Origin of the sequence: Streptomyces sp. 4N509B (assembly GCF_052245655.1) — a bacterium.
Lineage (GTDB): Bacteria > Actinomycetota > Actinomycetes > Streptomycetales > Streptomycetaceae > Streptomyces.
Window position 1 is genome coordinate 37,384 of record NZ_JBQQBZ010000006.1, and the last position, 16,680, is coordinate 54,063.

The 16,680-nt window shown below is 74.1% G+C and carries 14 protein-coding genes; 9 read left to right on the plus strand and 5 right to left on the minus strand.

Features of this window, described 5'->3' with window-relative positions:
• Positions 1–251: 251 nt before the first annotated feature.
• Both ACTWP5_RS08920 and rpsT read right to left on the minus strand, forming a co-directional pair.
• Positions 252–1,031 (minus strand): hypothetical protein, encoded by a 780-nt coding sequence (locus ACTWP5_RS08920; RefSeq protein ID WP_443220245.1) that lies wholly within the window; start codon positions 1,029–1,031, stop codon positions 252–254.
• 419 nt (positions 1,032–1,450) lie between these two features.
• Positions 1,451–1,717, minus strand: coding sequence for a 30S ribosomal protein S20 (rpsT, locus tag ACTWP5_RS08925; protein WP_443220246.1), 267 nt, complete (start codon positions 1,715–1,717; stop codon positions 1,451–1,453).
• 159 nt (positions 1,718–1,876) lie between these two features.
• On the opposite strand from rpsT, the gene lepA reads away from it, so the two are divergent.
• The gene (gene lepA, locus ACTWP5_RS08930) at positions 1,877–3,742 is read left to right on the plus strand and encodes a translation elongation factor 4 (RefSeq protein WP_443220247.1); all 1,866 of its coding nucleotides are present in this window, start codon (positions 1,877–1,879) and stop codon (positions 3,740–3,742) included.
• Between the two features lie 148 nt (positions 3,743–3,890).
• Positions 3,891–5,783 (plus strand): AMP-dependent synthetase/ligase, encoded by a 1,893-nt coding sequence (locus tag ACTWP5_RS08935; protein ID WP_443220248.1) that lies wholly within the window; start codon positions 3,891–3,893, stop codon positions 5,781–5,783.
• Positions 5,784–5,833: 50 nt separating this feature from the next.
• Here ACTWP5_RS08935 and hemW read toward each other — a convergent pair whose 3' ends face one another.
• Entirely contained in the window at positions 5,834–7,066 is a 1,233-nt protein-coding gene (gene hemW / locus ACTWP5_RS08940) for a radical SAM family heme chaperone HemW (protein WP_443220249.1), read from the minus strand.
• 65 nt (positions 7,067–7,131) lie between these two features.
• Here hemW and ACTWP5_RS08945 point away from each other — a divergent pair, with 65 nt between their 5' ends.
• A complete protein-coding gene (locus tag ACTWP5_RS08945) occupies positions 7,132–7,425 on the plus strand; it encodes a type II toxin-antitoxin system RelE family toxin (RefSeq protein WP_443220250.1) in 294 nt (97 codons plus the stop codon).
• 38 nt (positions 7,426–7,463) lie between these two features.
• Here ACTWP5_RS08945 and ACTWP5_RS08950 read toward each other — a convergent pair whose 3' ends face one another.
• Together ACTWP5_RS08950 and ACTWP5_RS08955 are read right to left on the minus strand one after the other, a co-directional pair.
• Positions 7,464–8,336 carry a DUF3097 domain-containing protein gene (locus ACTWP5_RS08950; RefSeq protein WP_443220251.1) on the minus strand — a complete coding sequence of 291 codons (873 nt, stop codon included), beginning with the start codon at positions 8,334–8,336 and terminating at the stop codon, positions 7,464–7,466.
• 44 nt (positions 8,337–8,380) lie between these two features.
• The gene (locus ACTWP5_RS08955; RefSeq protein WP_443220252.1) at positions 8,381–9,130 is read right to left on the minus strand and encodes an MBL fold metallo-hydrolase; all 750 of its coding nucleotides are present in this window, start codon (positions 9,128–9,130) and stop codon (positions 8,381–8,383) included.
• 209 nt (positions 9,131–9,339) lie between these two features.
• Between ACTWP5_RS08955 and hrcA the strand changes: the two genes are divergently transcribed.
• The 6 genes from hrcA (at position 9,340) to ACTWP5_RS08985 (ending at position 16,660) form a co-directional block, all read left to right on the plus strand.
• The gene (gene hrcA / locus ACTWP5_RS08960) at positions 9,340–10,356 is read left to right on the plus strand and encodes a heat-inducible transcriptional repressor HrcA (protein WP_443220253.1); all 1,017 of its coding nucleotides are present in this window, start codon (positions 9,340–9,342) and stop codon (positions 10,354–10,356) included.
• Entirely contained in the window at positions 10,357–11,490 is a 1,134-nt protein-coding gene (dnaJ, locus tag ACTWP5_RS08965; RefSeq protein WP_443220254.1) for a molecular chaperone DnaJ, read from the plus strand.
• Between the two features lie 53 nt (positions 11,491–11,543).
• Positions 11,544–12,293, plus strand: a complete 750-nt coding sequence (locus ACTWP5_RS08970; protein ID WP_443220255.1) for a 16S rRNA (uracil(1498)-N(3))-methyltransferase — start codon at positions 11,544–11,546, stop codon at positions 12,291–12,293.
• Positions 12,294–12,635: 342 nt separating this feature from the next.
• A complete protein-coding gene (locus ACTWP5_RS08975; RefSeq protein ID WP_443220256.1) occupies positions 12,636–13,949 on the plus strand; it encodes a hypothetical protein in 1,314 nt (437 codons plus the stop codon).
• Positions 13,946–14,458 (plus strand): hypothetical protein, encoded by a 513-nt coding sequence (locus ACTWP5_RS08980; RefSeq protein ID WP_443220257.1) that lies wholly within the window; start codon positions 13,946–13,948, stop codon positions 14,456–14,458. The genes ACTWP5_RS08975 and ACTWP5_RS08980 overlap by 4 nt, the downstream gene beginning before the upstream one ends.
• 51 nt (positions 14,459–14,509) lie before the next feature.
• Positions 14,510–16,660 (plus strand): hypothetical protein, encoded by a 2,151-nt coding sequence (locus tag ACTWP5_RS08985; protein ID WP_443220258.1) that lies wholly within the window; start codon positions 14,510–14,512, stop codon positions 16,658–16,660.
• Positions 16,661–16,680 lie beyond the last annotated feature (20 nt).

Consider the following 16,680-nt stretch of genomic DNA (forward strand, 5'->3'; position numbering starts at 1 on the left):
GAGGCCCAGCCACGGCGCCAGTCTCCCGGCCTTCGGCCCGGTCCCCGGCTCGCCCCCGCCGCGTCGCGGTCCGAGGACGGCTCTCGGCCTCGCGAGGCACCGCGTCCGACGCCACGGCCTGAGCCGACTCGGCGTTAGCCGCCGTGCCCCCTGGCGCGCTGTCCGAGCCGCTGTCCGAGGCGCGGTGTTCGGGACGCGGCGTCCGGGGCGCGCAGGCGTCGCGCCTGGCGGGGGAACCGGGGAGACGGCCGTCAGGCGTCGGCCCCGGGGGAGCCTCCCCCGTCCTGTGGGGACCCGCTCGGCTCGGTCCCGCCCAACGGCACCTCGCCGCGCAGCGTGGCCAGCGTCTCCTCGGTGGCCTCCCGCATCGCCTCGCCCACGTGGTCCGGGTCGGCCAGCTCCGACATCTCCGGCTCCGCCGGGTCGATGTACGCGTCCCAGGTCAACGTGTGGACGAACCAGCCCTCCCGCACCGCCAGGACGACGCGCGCCAGCCGGCCGTCGTCGAGGGTGTCGGTCTGGTAGACGATGAACGCCTCGTCGCCGAGGCCGTCCACCGGCTCGACCGCGTAGTCGTAGTTGACGTCCTCGTACTGCTCCTGCTGGCGGTAGCTGGCGGCGAACTCCGCCCGTGGACTCGTGCCCTTGTGCCACACCGCGTCATAGGTGAGGTAGAGGGAGCTGTACCCCGTGGTGGCGAGGGGGGAGAGGTAGAACGTGCAGGCGCTGCGGTCCAGCGCCCGGTGCTCGTAGGCGAGTTCGCTCGGCTCGCGGTACCCGTCGGCCTGGTAGTCGACGTCGAAGGCCGAGGTGTCCGCCGTCTCGCACATGTCGGCGGCGTACGTGTACCCGGCGAGGTTCGGGCGGACGGGAGGGGGCTCGGAGGGGGAGTTCTCTGAGCCGCCCACCGTGAGGACCAGCACCCCGCCCCACACGGCGGAGGCGACGACCACGCCCCCGACCGCCCAGAGCCAGCCCGGTAACGGCCGGCGCGGGCCGCCCGGGGGCGGCACGGCGGGCGGCGGGGTCATCGGACCGAAACCCCCCGGCGGCTGTGCGCCCGGCATGACCGGCGGGGCGGGCGCCGCGGCTCCGGGGAATCCGTAGCCCACGCCGGCGGGCTGCGCGTAGGGATTGTTCGGCTGGGGCTGGGGCTGAGGTGGCGGCTGTGATGGCTGGCCGGGCTGGACGTACGGATCGGGACGCGTTCCCCCCGGTGTACCCATGCCACCACGCTAGCGGCTGTGCACCGGGGGATCGAGACCCGGGAAGCGGCCACGAGAAAGCGAGCCGGCACGGGCGCGCGGGGCGCGCGGTGCCAGCCGCGTCGTCGGCCCGGAGGGCCGACCGGGAACCTCAGCTCAGCGGGTCATCCCGGAAGGCGCACGCCGGAACGTCCAGCCCGAAGGTTCGGCTCGAACGTCGACCCCGGAACGTGCGGCCCGGTACGTCAGCTCTGGAGCGCGTTGACCTGGGAGGCCAGCGAGGACTTCTTGTTGGCGGCGTTGTTCCGGTGCAGCACGCCCTTGCTCACGGCCTTGTCCAGCTTGCGGGACGCCACCCGGCGCGCCGCCTCGGCCTTGTCGTAGTCCCCGGTGGCCACGGCCTCACGGGTGCGGCGGATCGCCGTCTTGACCTCGGAACGGATCGACTGGTTCCGCAGTCGAGCCTTCTCGTTGGTCTTGATCCGCTTGATCTGGGACTTGATGTTCGCCACGAATGAAGCCTTTGGGTCGGATGATCGATACGCAGTCGGCCAGCCTACCAGCGGCACCCACCCGCCTCCCAATCCGTGGCACCCACCGTCCACGTGGGACCATGGGGATGTCCCACCCCACCCTCACCCGACCTCCGACACCACCCGACAGGACCCCGCGTGCCCGCGATCCCTACGAACGCGCCGGAGCCAGGCGACACGGACCCGGCCCTGATCCGTAACTTCTGCATCATCGCGCACATCGACCACGGAAAGTCCACGCTCGCCGACCGGATGCTCCAGCTCACCGGCGTCGTCGAGCAGCGTCAGATGCGCGCCCAGTACCTCGACCGCATGGACATCGAGCGGGAGCGCGGCATCACGATCAAGTCCCAGGCCGTCCGCATGCCCTGGGCTCCGACCGGGAGCGACACCGCCCACGTCCTGAACATGATCGACACCCCCGGGCACGTGGACTTCACCTACGAGGTCTCCCGTTCCCTCGCCGCCTGCGAGGGCTGCGTCCTGCTGGTGGACGCCGCCCAGGGCATCGAGGCGCAGACCCTCGCCAACCTCTACCTCGCGATGGAGAACGACCTCGCGATCATCCCGGTCCTGAACAAGATCGACCTGCCGGCCGCCCAGCCGGAGAAGTTCGCCGCGGAGCTCGCCCACCTGATCGGCTGCGACCCCGACGAGGTGCTGCGGGTCTCGGCGAAGACCGGCGAGGGTGTCGAGGCCCTCCTCGACGAGGTGATCCGCCAGGTGCCCGCCCCGGTCGGCGAGGCCGGGGCGCCGCCGCGCGCGATGATCTTCGACTCGGTCTACGACTCCTACCGCGGCGTCGTGACCTACGTGAAGGTCGTCGACGGCCGTCTCGGCCGGCGCGAGCGGATCCAGATGATGTCCACGGGCGCCACCCACGAGCTGCTGGAGATCGGCACCAACGCGCCCGAGATGACGCCGGCCGACGGCCTCGGCGTCGGCGAGGTGGGGTACCTGATCACGGGCGTGAAGGACGTGCGCCAGTCGCGCGTGGGCGACACCGTCACCGCCCAGCGCCGGGCCGCGGCCGAGGCGCTCGGCGGGTACAAGGACCCCAAGCCCATGGTGTTCTCCGGGATCTACCCGATCGACGGCTCGGACTACCCGGCGCTGCGCGACGCCCTGGAGAAGCTTCAGCTCAACGACGCCGCCCTGGTCTACGAGCCGGAGACCTCCGCGGCCCTCGGCTTCGGCTTCCGCGTCGGCTTCCTCGGCCTCCTCCACCTGGAGGTGATCCGCGAGCGGCTGGAGCGCGAGTTCGGCCTGGACCTGATCGCCACCGCCCCCAACGTCGTCTACCAGGTGGAGATGGAGGACGGCACCGGCCACACGGTGACCAACCCCTCGGAGTTCCCCACGGGCAAGGTCGCCGAGGTCCGCGAGCCCGTGGTCCGCGCCACGCTGATCGCCCCGAGCGAGTACGTCGGCGCGATCATGGAGCTCTGCCAGACCCGCCGCGGCTCCATGCAGGGCATGGACTACCTCTCCGAGGACCGGGTCGAGCTGCGGTACTCCCTGCCGCTGGCCGAGATCGTCTTCGACTTCTTCGACGCGCTGAAGTCGAAGACCCGGGGCTACGCCTCGCTCGACTACGAGCCCACCGGCGACCAGACCGCGAACCTGGTCAAGGTGGACATCCTCCTCCACGGTGACAAGGTCGACGCCTTCTCGGCCATCGTCCACAAGGACAAGGCCTACGCGTACGGCGTGAAGATGGCGGGCAAGCTGCGCGAGCTCATCCCGCGCCAGCAGTTCGAGGTGCCCATCCAGGCCGCCATCGGGTCGCGGGTGATCGCCCGCGAGACGGTGCGCGCGATGCGCAAGGACGTGCTCTCCAAGTGTTACGGAGGTGACATCTCCCGGAAGCGGAAGCTCCTGGAGAAGCAGAAGGAAGGCAAGAAGCGCATGAAGATGGTGGGGCGGGTGGAGGTCCCCCAGGAGGCGTTCATCGCGGCCCTGGCCTCGGACACGGGCAAGGACACGGGTAAGAACCCGAAATAGACCCCTTACGTGTGGAGCTCCCCCTTACGTACGGAGCTCTCGGGCTCTACCCTGTAGCGCCACCCAATGGTTACTCGTCAGTCGCGAGGCGGTCGCGCGGTAGTCGCGAATCGCTCCTTTTGATGCAGCGCGGCACCCGGAGGAAGTCGTGAGCGAGACACAACAGACGATCGTCGAGCAGCCCCTGGACGGTCGGCCGCCGTCGGTGGCGCACCTGTTCCTGGAGCGGGTGGCGGCGACGCCCGACCGTGAGGCGTTCCGCTATCCGGTGCCCTCGCCAGGCGGCGGCCCCGACGACTGGGCCTCCTACTCCTGGGGCGAGGTCGCCCGGCGGGTCTTCGCGATCGCCGCGGGCCTGATGGACCTCGGCGTCCTGCCCGAGGAGCGCGTCGCGATCGCCTCGACGACGCGCGTCGACTGGATCCTGTGCGACCTTGGCACGATGTGCGCGGGCGCCGCCGTCACGACCGTCTACCCGACGACCAACGCCGACGAGACCGCGTACATCCTCGACGACTCCGACAGCAAGGTGCTCGTCGCCGAGAACGCCGCGCAGCTCGCCAAGGTCCGCGAGCAGCGCGACCGCCTCCCCGGCCTGCGGCACGTCGTGGTCATCGAGGCGGCCGACGCCGTCCCCGCCGAGGGCGACCCCGAGGGGTGGGTGCTGTCCCTGGCCGAGCTCGCCGAGCGCGGCACCGCGTACCTGGAGAAGAACCCCCAGTGCGTGGAGGAGACCGTCGCCGGGCTCCGCCGTGAGCAGCTGGCGACCCTCATCTACACCTCGGGCACCACCGGCCGCCCCAAGGGCGTGCGGCTGCGCCAGGACACCTGGTCCTACATGGGGTACGCCATCGAGGAGACCCGCCTGGTGACCTCCGAGGACGTCCAGTACCTGTGGCTGCCGCTCGCCCACGTCTTCGGCAAGGTCCTGCTGACCTCCCACGTCAAGCTCGGGCACGTCATGGCCGTGGACGGCCGGATCGACAGGATCATCGAGAACCTGCCCGTGGTGCGTCCCACCAGGATGTGCGGCGTCCCCCGGATATTCGAGAAGGTCTACAACGGCGTCGCCATGAAGGCCAAGGCCGGCGGAGCCCTGAAGTACCGGATCTTCACCTGGGCGGCCAGAGTCGCCAAGGAGTACGCCCGCGTCTCGCAGGAGTCGCACCGCCGCACCGGCACCGCCTCGGTGCCCTTCGGCCTGCGCCTCCAGCACACCCTCGCCGACCGGCTGGTCTACAGCAAGCTGCGGGCGGCCTTCGGCGGCCGCATCGAGGGCTGTGTCTCGGGGTCCGTCGCCCTCTCGCCCGAGATCGGGTACTTCTTCTGCGGCGCCGGCATCCCGATCCTGGAGGGCTACGGGCTCACCGAGTCCGCCGCGGCGAGCTTCGCCAACCGCCTGGACTCCTTCCGCACCGGCACCGTCGGGAAGGCGTTCCCCAGCCTGGAGGTGCGGATCGCCGAGGACGGCGAGATCCTGCTGCGCGGCCCCGGCATCATGGACGGCTACCACAACCTGCCCGAGCAGACCGCCGAGGTGCTGGACCCCGACGGGTGGTTCCACACCGGCGACATCGGGGAGCTCTCCGACGACGGGTACCTGCGGATCACCGACCGGAAGAAGGACCTCTTCAAGACCTCGGGCGGCAAGTACGTGGCCCCCTCCGAGATCGAGGGCCGCTTCAAGGCGCTGTGCCCGTACGCCTCCACCATGGCCGTGATCGGCGCCAACCGGAACTACTGCACCGCCCTCGTCGCGCTCGACGAGCCGGCCATCATGGGCTGGGCGAAGGAGAACGGGCTGGAGGGCAGGGACTACGCCCAGGTCGTGGCGGACGAGCGCACGCGCGCGCTGGTCGAGGGGTACGTCGCGGAGCTCAACGCCGGTCTCCAGCGGTGGCAGACGATCAAGAAGTTCCGTTTGCTGCCGCGCGACCTCGACGTGGAGCACGGCGAGCTCACGCCGAGCCTGAAGCTGAAGCGCCCGGTGGTGGAGGCGGAGTACCGGGAGCTGATCGACGGGATGTACGAGGGGGCGTAGCCGGCGGCCCTCCGGGCCCCGTGACGCCCGGCCCTCCGCCGTCTCCCGCCTCAGTCGGCGAGGTCGCGGGCGACGGCGTCGGCCAGCAGCCGGCCGCGCAGCGTCAGCGCCGCGCGGCCGGCCTCGTACTCCGCCGCGCGCAGCAGTCCGTCCTCCAGAGCCCGCCGCGCCGCCGCGAGCCCGGCCGGGCGCAGCAGCCCCAGCGGGCAGCCGTCCGCCAGACGCAGCTCCAGCATCACGCGTTCCACCCGCCGGTCCTCCTCGGCCAGGACCTCCCGCCCCGCGCCGGGGGAGCGGCCCTCGGCCAGGGCCGCCGCGTAGGCGCCGGGGTGCTTGACGTTCCACCACCGCACCCCGCCGACGTGGCTGTGGGCGCCGGGGCCGGCGCCCCACCAGTCGGCGCCGGTCCAGTACAGCTCGTTGTGGCGGCAGCGGGCGGCCGGGGAGGTGGCCCAGTTCGACACCTCGTACCAGGCGAAGCCGGCCGCCGCGAGCACCTCGTCGGCGACGAGGTACCGGTCGGCGTGGACGTCGTCGTCGGGGGCGGCCACCTCGCCGCGCCGCACCCGCCGCGCCAGCCGCGTCCCGTCCTCCACGATCAGCGAGTACGCCGAGACGTGGTCGGGTCCGGCGCCCAGGGCCGCGTCCAGCGAGGCCCGCCAGTCGGCCTCGGTCTCGCCCGGCGTGCCGTAGATCAGGTCGAGGTTGACGTGCTCGAAGCCGGCGGCGCGGGCCTCGCGCACGCAGGCCTCGGGCCGGCCGGGGGTGTGGGTGCGCTCCAGCACGTTCAGCACGTGCTGGCGGGCGCTCTGCATGCCGAACGACACGCGCGTGAAGCCGGCCTCGCGCAGCGCGGCGAGGGAGGCGGGCGTCACCGAGTCGGGGTTGGCCTCGACCGTGACCTCGGCGCCGGGCGCCAGCCCGAACTCCTCCCGCACCGCGGCCAGCATCGCTCCCAGGTGCTCGGTGGGCAGCAGCGTGGGCGTGCCGCCGCCGACGAAGACGGTGCTGGCCTCGCGCGGGTCGTCGCCGAGGACCTTGCGGGCCAGCCGCACCTCCTCAGCCAGCACCCGCGCGTAGCTCTCCCGGGAGGCGAGCACGCCGCCGGAGCCGCGCAGCTCGGCGGCGGTGTAGGTGTTGAAGTCGCAGTACCCGCAGCGGGTCGCGCAGTACGGCACGTGGAGGTAGAAGGCGAGGGGGCGGCCGGCCGCCCCGTCAAGGGCCGGGGCCGGCAGCGCCCCGTCCGGAGGCACGGGCTCGCCATCGGGGAGGACGCTCGGCATACTCCTCATTGTCCGCTACGTGGAAGACTCGCGGGTCACAGGCCGGAGGGCGGTGAGAGGAAGCGATGTCCGAGTTCGAGTTCGACGTGCCCGACGCCCGGGACTACCGGGTGACGTTCACCGTCGAGGCGGCGGAGGCCGCCGACCGCATGGCGCCCCACCGGCGCGAGCTGCTCGGCCGCGGCCTGTCCAACCTCGCCCGTGACCCGTACCACAAGGCCAGCGCGCCCGTCGGCACCCACCAGGACAACCGCAAGGCACAGGTGGCGCCCGGCATCCTCATCGAGTACCTCATCGGCCACGGCCTGATGGTGGTCGCCGTCGTCACCGTCTTCGACGAGGACCTCTTCCTCGTCTAGGGCCGGGCCGTCGTTCGGGCCCAGTCCGTCGTTCGGGGCTACGCCGGCCCGGCGGGCCCGCCGACCGTGACGTGGTCGATCAGGTGCTCCACCGGCCCCAGCAGGGCCGGCTCCAGGTCGCGGAAGTCCCGCACCCGGCCGAGGATCCGCCGCCAGGCCGCCGCCGTGTTCTCCGGCCAGCCCAGCGCCCGGCAGACGCCCGTCTTCCAGTCCTCGCCGCGCGGCACCGTCGGCCAGCCGGGGATGCCGACCGCCGCCGGCTTGACCGCCGCCCAGATGTCGACGAACGGGTGGCCGAGGACCAGGACGTTCGGGTCGGTGATCGCCGAGGCGATGCGGGACTCCTTCGAGCCGGGCACCAGGTGGTCCACGAGCACCCCGAGCCGCGCCTCGGGGGAGGGGCCGAAGTCCGCCACCACCGCCGGCAGCGCGTCGACCCCCGACAGGTACTCCACCACCACGCCCTCCACCCGCAGGTCGTCGCCCCAGACCTTCTCCACCAGCTCCGCGTCGTGGCGCCCCTCGACGTAGATGCGCCCGGCTCGTGCGACGCGAGCGCGCGCTCCCGGGACCGCCAGCGACCCGGAAGCCGTCCGCGCGGGCCCGCCGCCCTGCCCCCGACCAGCCCCGTCCCCGGCACCGGAGGGCTTCCTCGCTGCCCGCACGAGCGTGACAACGGTGCCCTCCAGCAGGAAGCCGCGCGGCTCCATGGGGAAGACGCGGTGCCGGCCGAAGCGGTCCTCCAGCGTGACGGTCGGTCCCTGCGCCGTCCTCTCGCAGCGGATCACCGCCCCGCAGTACCCGGTGGTGACCTCCTCCACCACCAGACCGGGCTCCGCCACCACCTCGGGCGCGGGCGCCTTCCGCTTCCACGGCGGCGTCAGGTCGGGGTCGTACGATCGGCTGCGCATGGGCCTATTCGATCAGGTCCCGCCGGCCGGCGGGAGCTGCCGGGTCAGCGCGTGACGCCGAAGCGTCGGGCCAGCGCCGCGCGTTGGGCGCGGACGAAGGCGGCGTCCACGACGGCCCCGTGCCCCGGCACGTAGCGGGCGTCCTCGCCGCCCAGGGCCAGCAGCCGGTCGAGCGCCGCCGGCCACCGCGACGGTGACGCGTCCTCGCCCGCCTGCGGCTCGCCCGACTCCTCCACGAGGTCCCCGCAGAACACCACCGGCGGCCCGCCCGCGGACGACGCGGGCACCAGCACCGCGAGGTCGCACGGGGTGTGACCGGGGCCCATGTTCGCGAGCACCGCGCGCCGGTCCGCGCCCAGCGCGATCTCGCGCCGGCCGGACACCTCCAGGAACCGCCCGGCCACCGCGTCGATCCCCGCCGCGTGCCGACCCGCCAGGGACGCGTCCATCCCGTTGCCCACCGCGTCCGCCGCCAGTTCGGCGGCCACCAGCCGTGATCGAAGGCCCGCGGCCCCGTACAGCTCGACCTCGGGCCCGAGCCCCGTGGCCCCGAGGACGTGGTCGAAGTGGGGGTGCGTGACCGCCGCCCACCGCGCCACGGACGCGGAGCGACGGGATCTCCCGGCGGCCCAGCGCGCCGGCGCGGCCACGGCCTCGGGGCCGGGTCCCGTGTCCACGAGCAGCAGGCCGTCGTCCCCCGCGACCAGCCCCACCGTCTCGTCCCACCCCGGCAGCCGCCACCGCCAGACCCCGGCGGCCACCTCCTCGGGCTCCCCCCACTCCGTGCTCGTCACGGCCGCAGACTAGCCTCCCCGCGAACACGTGCGCTCCTGCGCTCTCCTGTTCGCGCCGGTCGCGCGGTACGGTCATGTGGTCGCACGTTCCCCGGCCCTGCTACCCAGCCGTACACTGGACCGGGGGTTGGCACTCGGTAGGGATGAGTGCCAGACGGCGGCGGCGTACGAACAGGCGAAGACGTGCGGCTGGGACGGGAGGTGCGCGCATGCTCAGTGAACGCAGACTCGAGGTGTTGCGAGCCATCGTCCAGGACTACGTGGGGACCGAGGAGCCCGTCGGCTCCAAGGCCCTCACCGAGCGGCACAACCTCCGGGTCTCCCCGGCCACGGTGCGCAACGACATGGCCGCGCTGGAGGAGGAGGGGTACATCGCCCAGCCCCACACCAGCGCCGGGCGGGTGCCGACCGACAAGGGGTACCGCCTCTTCGTCGACAAGCTGGCCGACGTCAAGCCGCTGTCGGCGGCCGAGCGTCGCGCCATCCAGAACTTCCTCGCCGGCGCCGTCGACCTCGACGACGTCGTCGGCCGCACGGTCCGGCTGCTGGCGCAGCTCACCCGCCAGGTCGCCGTCGTGCAGTACCCCTCCCTGACCCGCTCCACCGTCCGTCACGTCGAGCTGCTCCAGCTGGCGCCGGCCCGCCTGATGCTGGTGTTGATCACCGACACCGGCCGGGTCGAGCAGCGCCTCCTCGACTGCCCGGCGCCGTTCCCCGAGGCGTCCGTCGCCGACCTGCGCGCCCGGCTCAACAGCAGGGTCGCCGGGCAGCGCTTCACGGAGGTGCCCCGGCTCGTGGGGGACCTGGCCGACGCCTTCGACGCCGAGGAGCGCGGCACGGTGCAGGTGGTGCTCTCCACGCTGCTGGAGACGTTGGTGGAGGAGACCGAGGAGCGGCTGATGATCGGCGGCACCGCCAACCTCACCCGCTTCGCCCAGGACTTCCCGCTGACGATCCGGCCGGTGCTGGAGGCGCTGGAGGAGCACGTGGTGCTCCTGAAGCTGCTGGGGGAGGCCACCGACTCGGGCGTCACCGTCCGTATCGGGCATGAGAACGCTCACGAGGGCCTGACCTCCACCTCGGTCGTCTCCGTCGGCTACGGTTCGGGTGACGAGGCGGTCGCGAAGCTCGGCGTGGTGGGACCGACCCGGATGGACTACCCCGGAACGATGGGAGCGGTGCGGGCAGTGGCACGGTACGTCGGACAGATCCTCGCGGAGAACTAAGTGGCGACGGACTACTACGCGATCCTTGGCGTGCAGCGCGATGCCTCGCAGGAGGAGATCAAGAAGGCCTTCCGCAGGCTGGCGCGCGAGCTGCACCCGGACGTGAACCCGGATCCGAAGACCCAGGAGCGGTTCAAGGAGATCAACACCGCCTACGAGGTGCTCTCCGATCCGCAGAAGAAGCAGATGTACGACCTGGGCGGGGACCCGATGGGCTCCGGTGTCGGGGCGGGGGCGGGCGGCTTCGGAGCCGGCTTCGGGAACTTCTCGGACATCATGGACGCCTTCTTCGGCACCGCGACCCAACGCGGGCCGAAGTCGCGCACCCGGCGCGGCCAGGACGCCATGATCCGCCTGGAGATCGACCTCAACGGCGCCGCCTTCGGCACCACGAAGGAGATCCAGGTCGACACCGCCACCATCTGCGGCACCTGCAACGGCGAGGGCGCCGCGCCCGGCACCTCGGCGCAGACCTGCGACATGTGCCGCGGCCGTGGCGAGGTCTCGCAGGTCACCCGCTCGTTCCTCGGGCAGGTCATGACCTCCCGGCCCTGCCCGCAGTGCCAGGGCTTCGGCACCGTCGTCCCCACCCCGTGCCCGGAGTGCGCGGGCGACGGCCGGGTCCGCACCCGCCGCACCCTGACGGTGAAGATCCCCGCCGGCGTGGACAACGGCACCCGCATCCAGCTCGCGGGCGAGGGCGAGGTCGGCCCCGGCGGCGGCCCCCCCGGGGACCTGTACGTCGAGATCCGCGAGGCGCCGCACCCCGTCTTCCAGCGCCGCGGCGACGACCTGCACTGCACGGTCACCATCCCCATGACGGCCGCCGCGCTCGGCACCAAGGTGCCGCTGGAGACGTTGGACGGCATGGAGGAGGTGGACATCCGCCCCGGCACGCAGTCGGGCCAGTCCATCCCGCTCCACGGCCGCGGCATCACGCACCTGCGGAGCAACGGGCGGGGCGACCTCGTGGTGCACGTGGAGGTGCAGACCCCGAGCAAGCTCGACCCCGAGCAGGAGGAGCTGCTGCGGCGGCTGGCGAAGCTGCGCGGCGAGGAGCGGCCCCAGGGCCAGTTCCAGCCCGGGCAGCAGGGCCTGTTCTCCCGCCTGAAGGACGCGTTCAACGGCCGCTGACGCCGCTGACGAAGCTGACGAAGCCGCCCGAGTCCACGATCGCCGAAGCTCCCATGACCACCGCACCCGTCTTCGTCTCCGACGCGCTCCGCGACGCCCGCCCCGGTGACACCGTGACGCTCGACGGCCCCGAGGGCCGGCACGCGGTCACCGTGCGGCGGCTGCGGCCCGGCGAGCCCGTCGTCCTCACCGACGGCGAGGGCACGGGCGCCGCGGGCACCGTCACCGCGCTCCAGGACCGCGACCGCCTCATGGCGACGGTGGCGCGGGTCTGGCACGAGCCGCCGCGGCGGCCGTGGCTGACCGTGGTGCAGGCGCTGCCGAAGGGGGACCGCGGCGAGCTGGCCGTGGAGACCATGACCGAGACCGGCGTGGACGCGGTCCTGCCGTGGGCGGCGTCCCGCTGCGTCACGCAGTGGCGCGGCGAGCGGGGCGCGAAGTCCCTGGCGAAGTGGCGCGCCACGGCCCGCGAGGCCGGCAAGCAGGCGCGGCGCGTGCGGTTCCCGAGCGTTGCCGAGGCCCACACCACCCGCGAGGTGGCGCGCTGGCTCCAGGCCAGGGAGGCGTTCGGCGTCGTGCTCCACGAGTCGGCCACCGAGCCGCTGGCGGCGGCCGCGCTCCCGGCGGAGGGCGACATCGTGCTCGTCGTCGGGCCGGAGGGGGGCGTCACCGACGCCGAACTGGCCGCCTTCACCGAGGCCGGGGCGCGCCCGTACCGCCTGGGCCCCACGGTGCTGCGGACCTCCACCGCCGGCACGGCCGCCGCGGCCGTGGTCCTGGCCCGCACCGGCCGCTGGAGCTGACACCGCCCGGCGCGGGGGAGCGCCGTGCGGCGTCGCGCCCCCGAACCGACGGCCCCTCGGGAGCGGTCCCCACGTCAAGACGAAACCATGGCAGGGCAGTTGGCGTCTCACGCTGCGCAGACCCTAATGGCTGTCCCGCAGTCCCTGGTGGATCAGGGAGCGGCGTCCTGGGGCTTCGATGGCAAGGCGGAGGAGGGAGTCAGCCTTGCAGGCTGGCGACCGACGACAACGCGGCAAGGGGAGTCGCAGGGCGTCGCGAGCCCGCCAGGGACTGCGGGACAGCCATTAGGGTGACCCATCTCATACCCGGGGACTACGAGGGGCTATAGGGGGCAAGGGATCGTGCCACAGCCGAGTCTGGTCGACACCGGCGCGCTCGCGGACGAGCTGCGGGAGCTGGCCAGCGACGACGCGTTGACACTGCGCCGCCAGGAGCTGAACGCCCTGGCGGACGACCTGCGTGACCGCAGGGGCCTCGCCGAGTGGGCCGAGGTCGACCTGCTGGCCAGCTTCGCCCGCCCGGAGAGCCTCGCCGTGAAACCGCCACCCGCCCGGCTGGGCCCGGTGCGGCGGGTCTCCGCGTTCCTCGCCAGCCGCCCCTGGCAGCGCCCGCGCGAGCTGGCGGTGCGGCTCGGGCAGGGCATGCGGCGCCGGGCCGTGCGGGAGGACCTGGTGGAGGGCCTGCTGGGTGTCCTGGTGTTCGTGCCGCTGCTCATCACCTGGTTCGGCCTGTTGGAGGCCAGCCGGGCCTACAACGAACTGCGCGAGGAGGCGCCGCGGCAGGCCACCCGCCCCTTCCTCCAGCTGTGGCAGTCCGGCTTCGAGGGCCGCACGAGCGCGCTCGGCCGCTTCGACAACGTGGCGCTGCTGGCCTGCCTGGTCATCTTCGCCCTCGTGCTGACCGCGCTGTGGCACGCGTGGGCGCGGGCCCGCGAGGAGCGGGAACGGGTGCGCCTGGCCGAGGAACGCGAGCACCTGCTGGGCCGCCTCGTCGTCGTCCTCACCCGCGTGCAGCTGGCGTTGAGCACCCAGCTGGCGGCCTCGCCCCGCCGCTTCACCGGCGAGCTGAGCCGGGCGGCCAGGCGGCTGGAGTCGATGGTCGCCAAGGCCGACGACGGCCAGCGGCAGCTTGCCGTGGCCGCCACCGCCGTGTCCGACGCCACCACCGCCCTCCAGGCCGCGGGCCAGCGGCTCGCCGACGCCGCCACGCCGCTCGGCAGCGCCTCGGACGAGCTGAAGCAGGTGGTCCGCGACGGGCACCGGGAGACCGCACGCCTCAGCGCCGCCAACGCGGCCGAGATGCGGGCCGTCGGCGACCGCATCGGCGCGATGGGCGGCCAGATCGAGCAGGCCGTCAAGGACCTGACGGGCGTCCAGCGCGAGCTGCTCGACTCCTCGAAGGCGGCCGTCAGCGCCACCGACCAGGCCTCCCAGGCGATGGTCGCCAGCTCCTCGAGCACCGACGACGCCGTGCGGCGCATGGCCGAGTCCGCGGACCGGTGGGACGCCGCGGCGGTGCACTGGCAGAACGCGGCCGACCGGCTGGAGGCGGCGGCGAACGCCCTCGCGCCCGGCGCCGCGCCCGCCTGGAGCCCGCCGCCCCTCCCGCCCGGCGCCTCCGGTGGCGCCCCGCTGCCCGGGAGCGCGGGCCGATGAGCACCGGTGTCGGGTGGCAGCCGCGGCGCCGCAGGGGCCTGGGGCCCGTGGTGCTGGCGGGATGGCTCTTCGCCGACCTGCTGCTGATGCTCGCGCTGGTGTCGATGAGCGGCCAGGCCGACCCGCTGGCTGCGCCGCCCAAGGGCGAGGCGAGCGGCTCGGCGGACCCCTCGCCGTCACCGAGCCCGTCGCCGTCGCCGAGGCCCACCGGGCCGCGGTCGGTGGTGCGGGAGTACGTGACCATCGACGTGGCCGGCACCTCGGACGCGGCGATCGTGCGGCAGCTGAGGAGGCAGACCGAGCGGTGGGAGGGGCGGGAGGCCGCGTTCGTGCTGACCTTCGGCGGCGACACCAACGGCACGGTGTACGCGGGGCAGGTCAACGGGCTCCTCGGGCGGGCACGGCCCGACATGTTCACCGAGGGCATCGTCACCCACGACTTCCACTTCCTCAACGACCCGCCGAACACCGCCGAGCTGTGGATCTACTTCTACACCTCGCCCTCGTGACGACCTCTCCCGACACCTCCGACACCTCCTCGACCTCTGGGAGCGCGCAGCGTGTACGACCCGACGGAGCGTTGGCGGCCGGGGCAGCGGTCCTCGGGGGACGGGGCGCCCTCCCCGCCCCCGCTGCCGTTGCCGCTGCTGCCCGGCCTGCCCGGGTACCGGGCCTTCGACGCGGAGGTGCGGCGCCTGGACTTCCGCCACGCCGTGGACGTGCTGGAGCCCGCCTCCGAGGGGAACGCCAGCCGCTTCCGCGTCGTGGACGGGCTGTGGTTCCCCGGCCCCGGCCTGCACAGCCTGCGCGTCGACGCCGACTGGTGCCTGAGGGCGGCTGACGGCTGGCGCCGCCGCGTCGGCGACCCGCGCTCCGAGGACGCCGCTCGGCTGGCCGACCGCCTCGCCGGGATCGTGGTCGCCGAGGACGGCCCCACGGCCCTGCGTCGCCTCGTGCTCTACCAGCTGTGCTGCCGGCTGCGGGACGCCCCCGTGGTCGACGAGCAGGCGGCGCTCGCGCTCGGCGTGCACCCCGCCGAGGCCCTGCCGCTGGCCGAGGCCACCCGGGCCTGCTTCCCCGGCCCGGGGCCGGTCCGCGAGGCGGCCGAGGAGATCGCCGACGCGTGGCGGGCACGGCGCCTGGCCCGCGTCGTGGAACTGCTCGACGCGCTGCCCGACGTCCCCGGGGACGCGCCGCACGCCGACCCGTTCCTCGTCGCGCTGCGCGCGGAGGCACGTGCCGCCCAACGGGCCGTCGCCACCGCCCTGGCGCGGGCCCGCCGGCTGACCGCGTCCGGCGAGCACGCCGCCGCCTCCCGGCTCTGCCTGCGGATCGCCCGCGCGACGGGCGGTGACGCCCTGGCGCGCGCGGGCATGCTGGAGGCCGCCGCGCACGCGGCCGACGCGGGCCCGCGGCCCGAGATCACCGCCGTCCCCGACGCGGGCGGGGTCCGGCTGTCCTGGCCGGCCGCACGCCTGGCCGGGGTGAGCTACCAGGTGCTCCGCTTCCCCGACGGCGGCCCCGCCGAGGCCGTCGACGTCACCGTGACCGCCGACACCTCCTCCGCCGACACTTCCTGCGCCGACATCTCCGCCGTCGACCCCGAGCCGCCGCCCGCGGTGTCGCTGCGATACGCCGTCATCCCCTGGCGGGGCGGGCGCATGGCGGGTGTCGCCAAGGCCAGCGGCCTGGTGCGGTCGCTGCCGGCGCCCGAGCGCCCCCACGCCCGTGCCGTGCCCGACGGGGTGCGGATCACCTGGCGGGCCCACCCGGCCACGCGCCGCGCCAGGGCGTTCCGCGTGGCGGACGGCATGGACCTCGCGGTCCCGTGCGCGCACGACTCCCTGACGGACCGTCCGTTGGCCCCCGGGACGTACCACTACCGCGTCGCGTGCGGGTACACCGCCCCCGACGGCCAGGTGCTCTGGTCGGCGGAGCGGCTGGTCGTGGCGCGGGCCGTGGAGTGGCCCACGCCGATCGAGGGCGGGATCACGGGACGCCGCCTGCCGAGCGAGGGCCTGGTGGACCTCAGCTGGTCGGCGCCCGCGCGCGGCGAGGGCCGTCTCGTCCCGTGGGGGACGGGCCCCCCGCCGACGCCCGGGGAGGACTGCTCGGACCTCGCCGGCTCCGCCCCCTACGTGCTGACCGCGCGGGAGCCGGGGCCGGACGGGCGGCAGGGTGCCGTCGCCGCCATGGCGCCGCGCGCCGCGACGCGGCTGGTCGCGGTGAGCGTCCTCGGGGACCGGGCGGTGGCGGGGCCGAGCGTGATCCTGGAGAACCCGGGCACCGTCGCCGGGCTGAGCGTGCGACGGCTGGACACCCGGCGCGCCGAGGTCCGCTTCCAGTGGCCCGAGCCGGCCGTGCTGGCCATGGTGACGTGGCGGAGCGGCCGACGGGGCGAGCAGCGCCGGCTGGCGCGCAGCCAGCACCTGAGGGACAACGGTCGGGTCGTGATTCCCGTGAGCCGCGCGGCGCACGTGGTCACGGTGACGCCCGTGGCGCGGCCCGACGCCGCCGTCGCGGAGTGTGGCACGGCGCTGGCCCAGCTGGCGTCGATGCCGCTGGCGCGGGTGGTGCTCACGCGGGCCTGGCAGGCCACGACGCCGGTGCTGCGCCGTGCCTGGCGTGCCACGGCGTCGGGGCTCCGCCGGGCCGTGGGCGCGGCCGTCGTGGCCGTCAGGGGTTCGCGGGGTGGCGCGGGCGGCCCGTGACCGCCGCCGGGCGGCCCCGC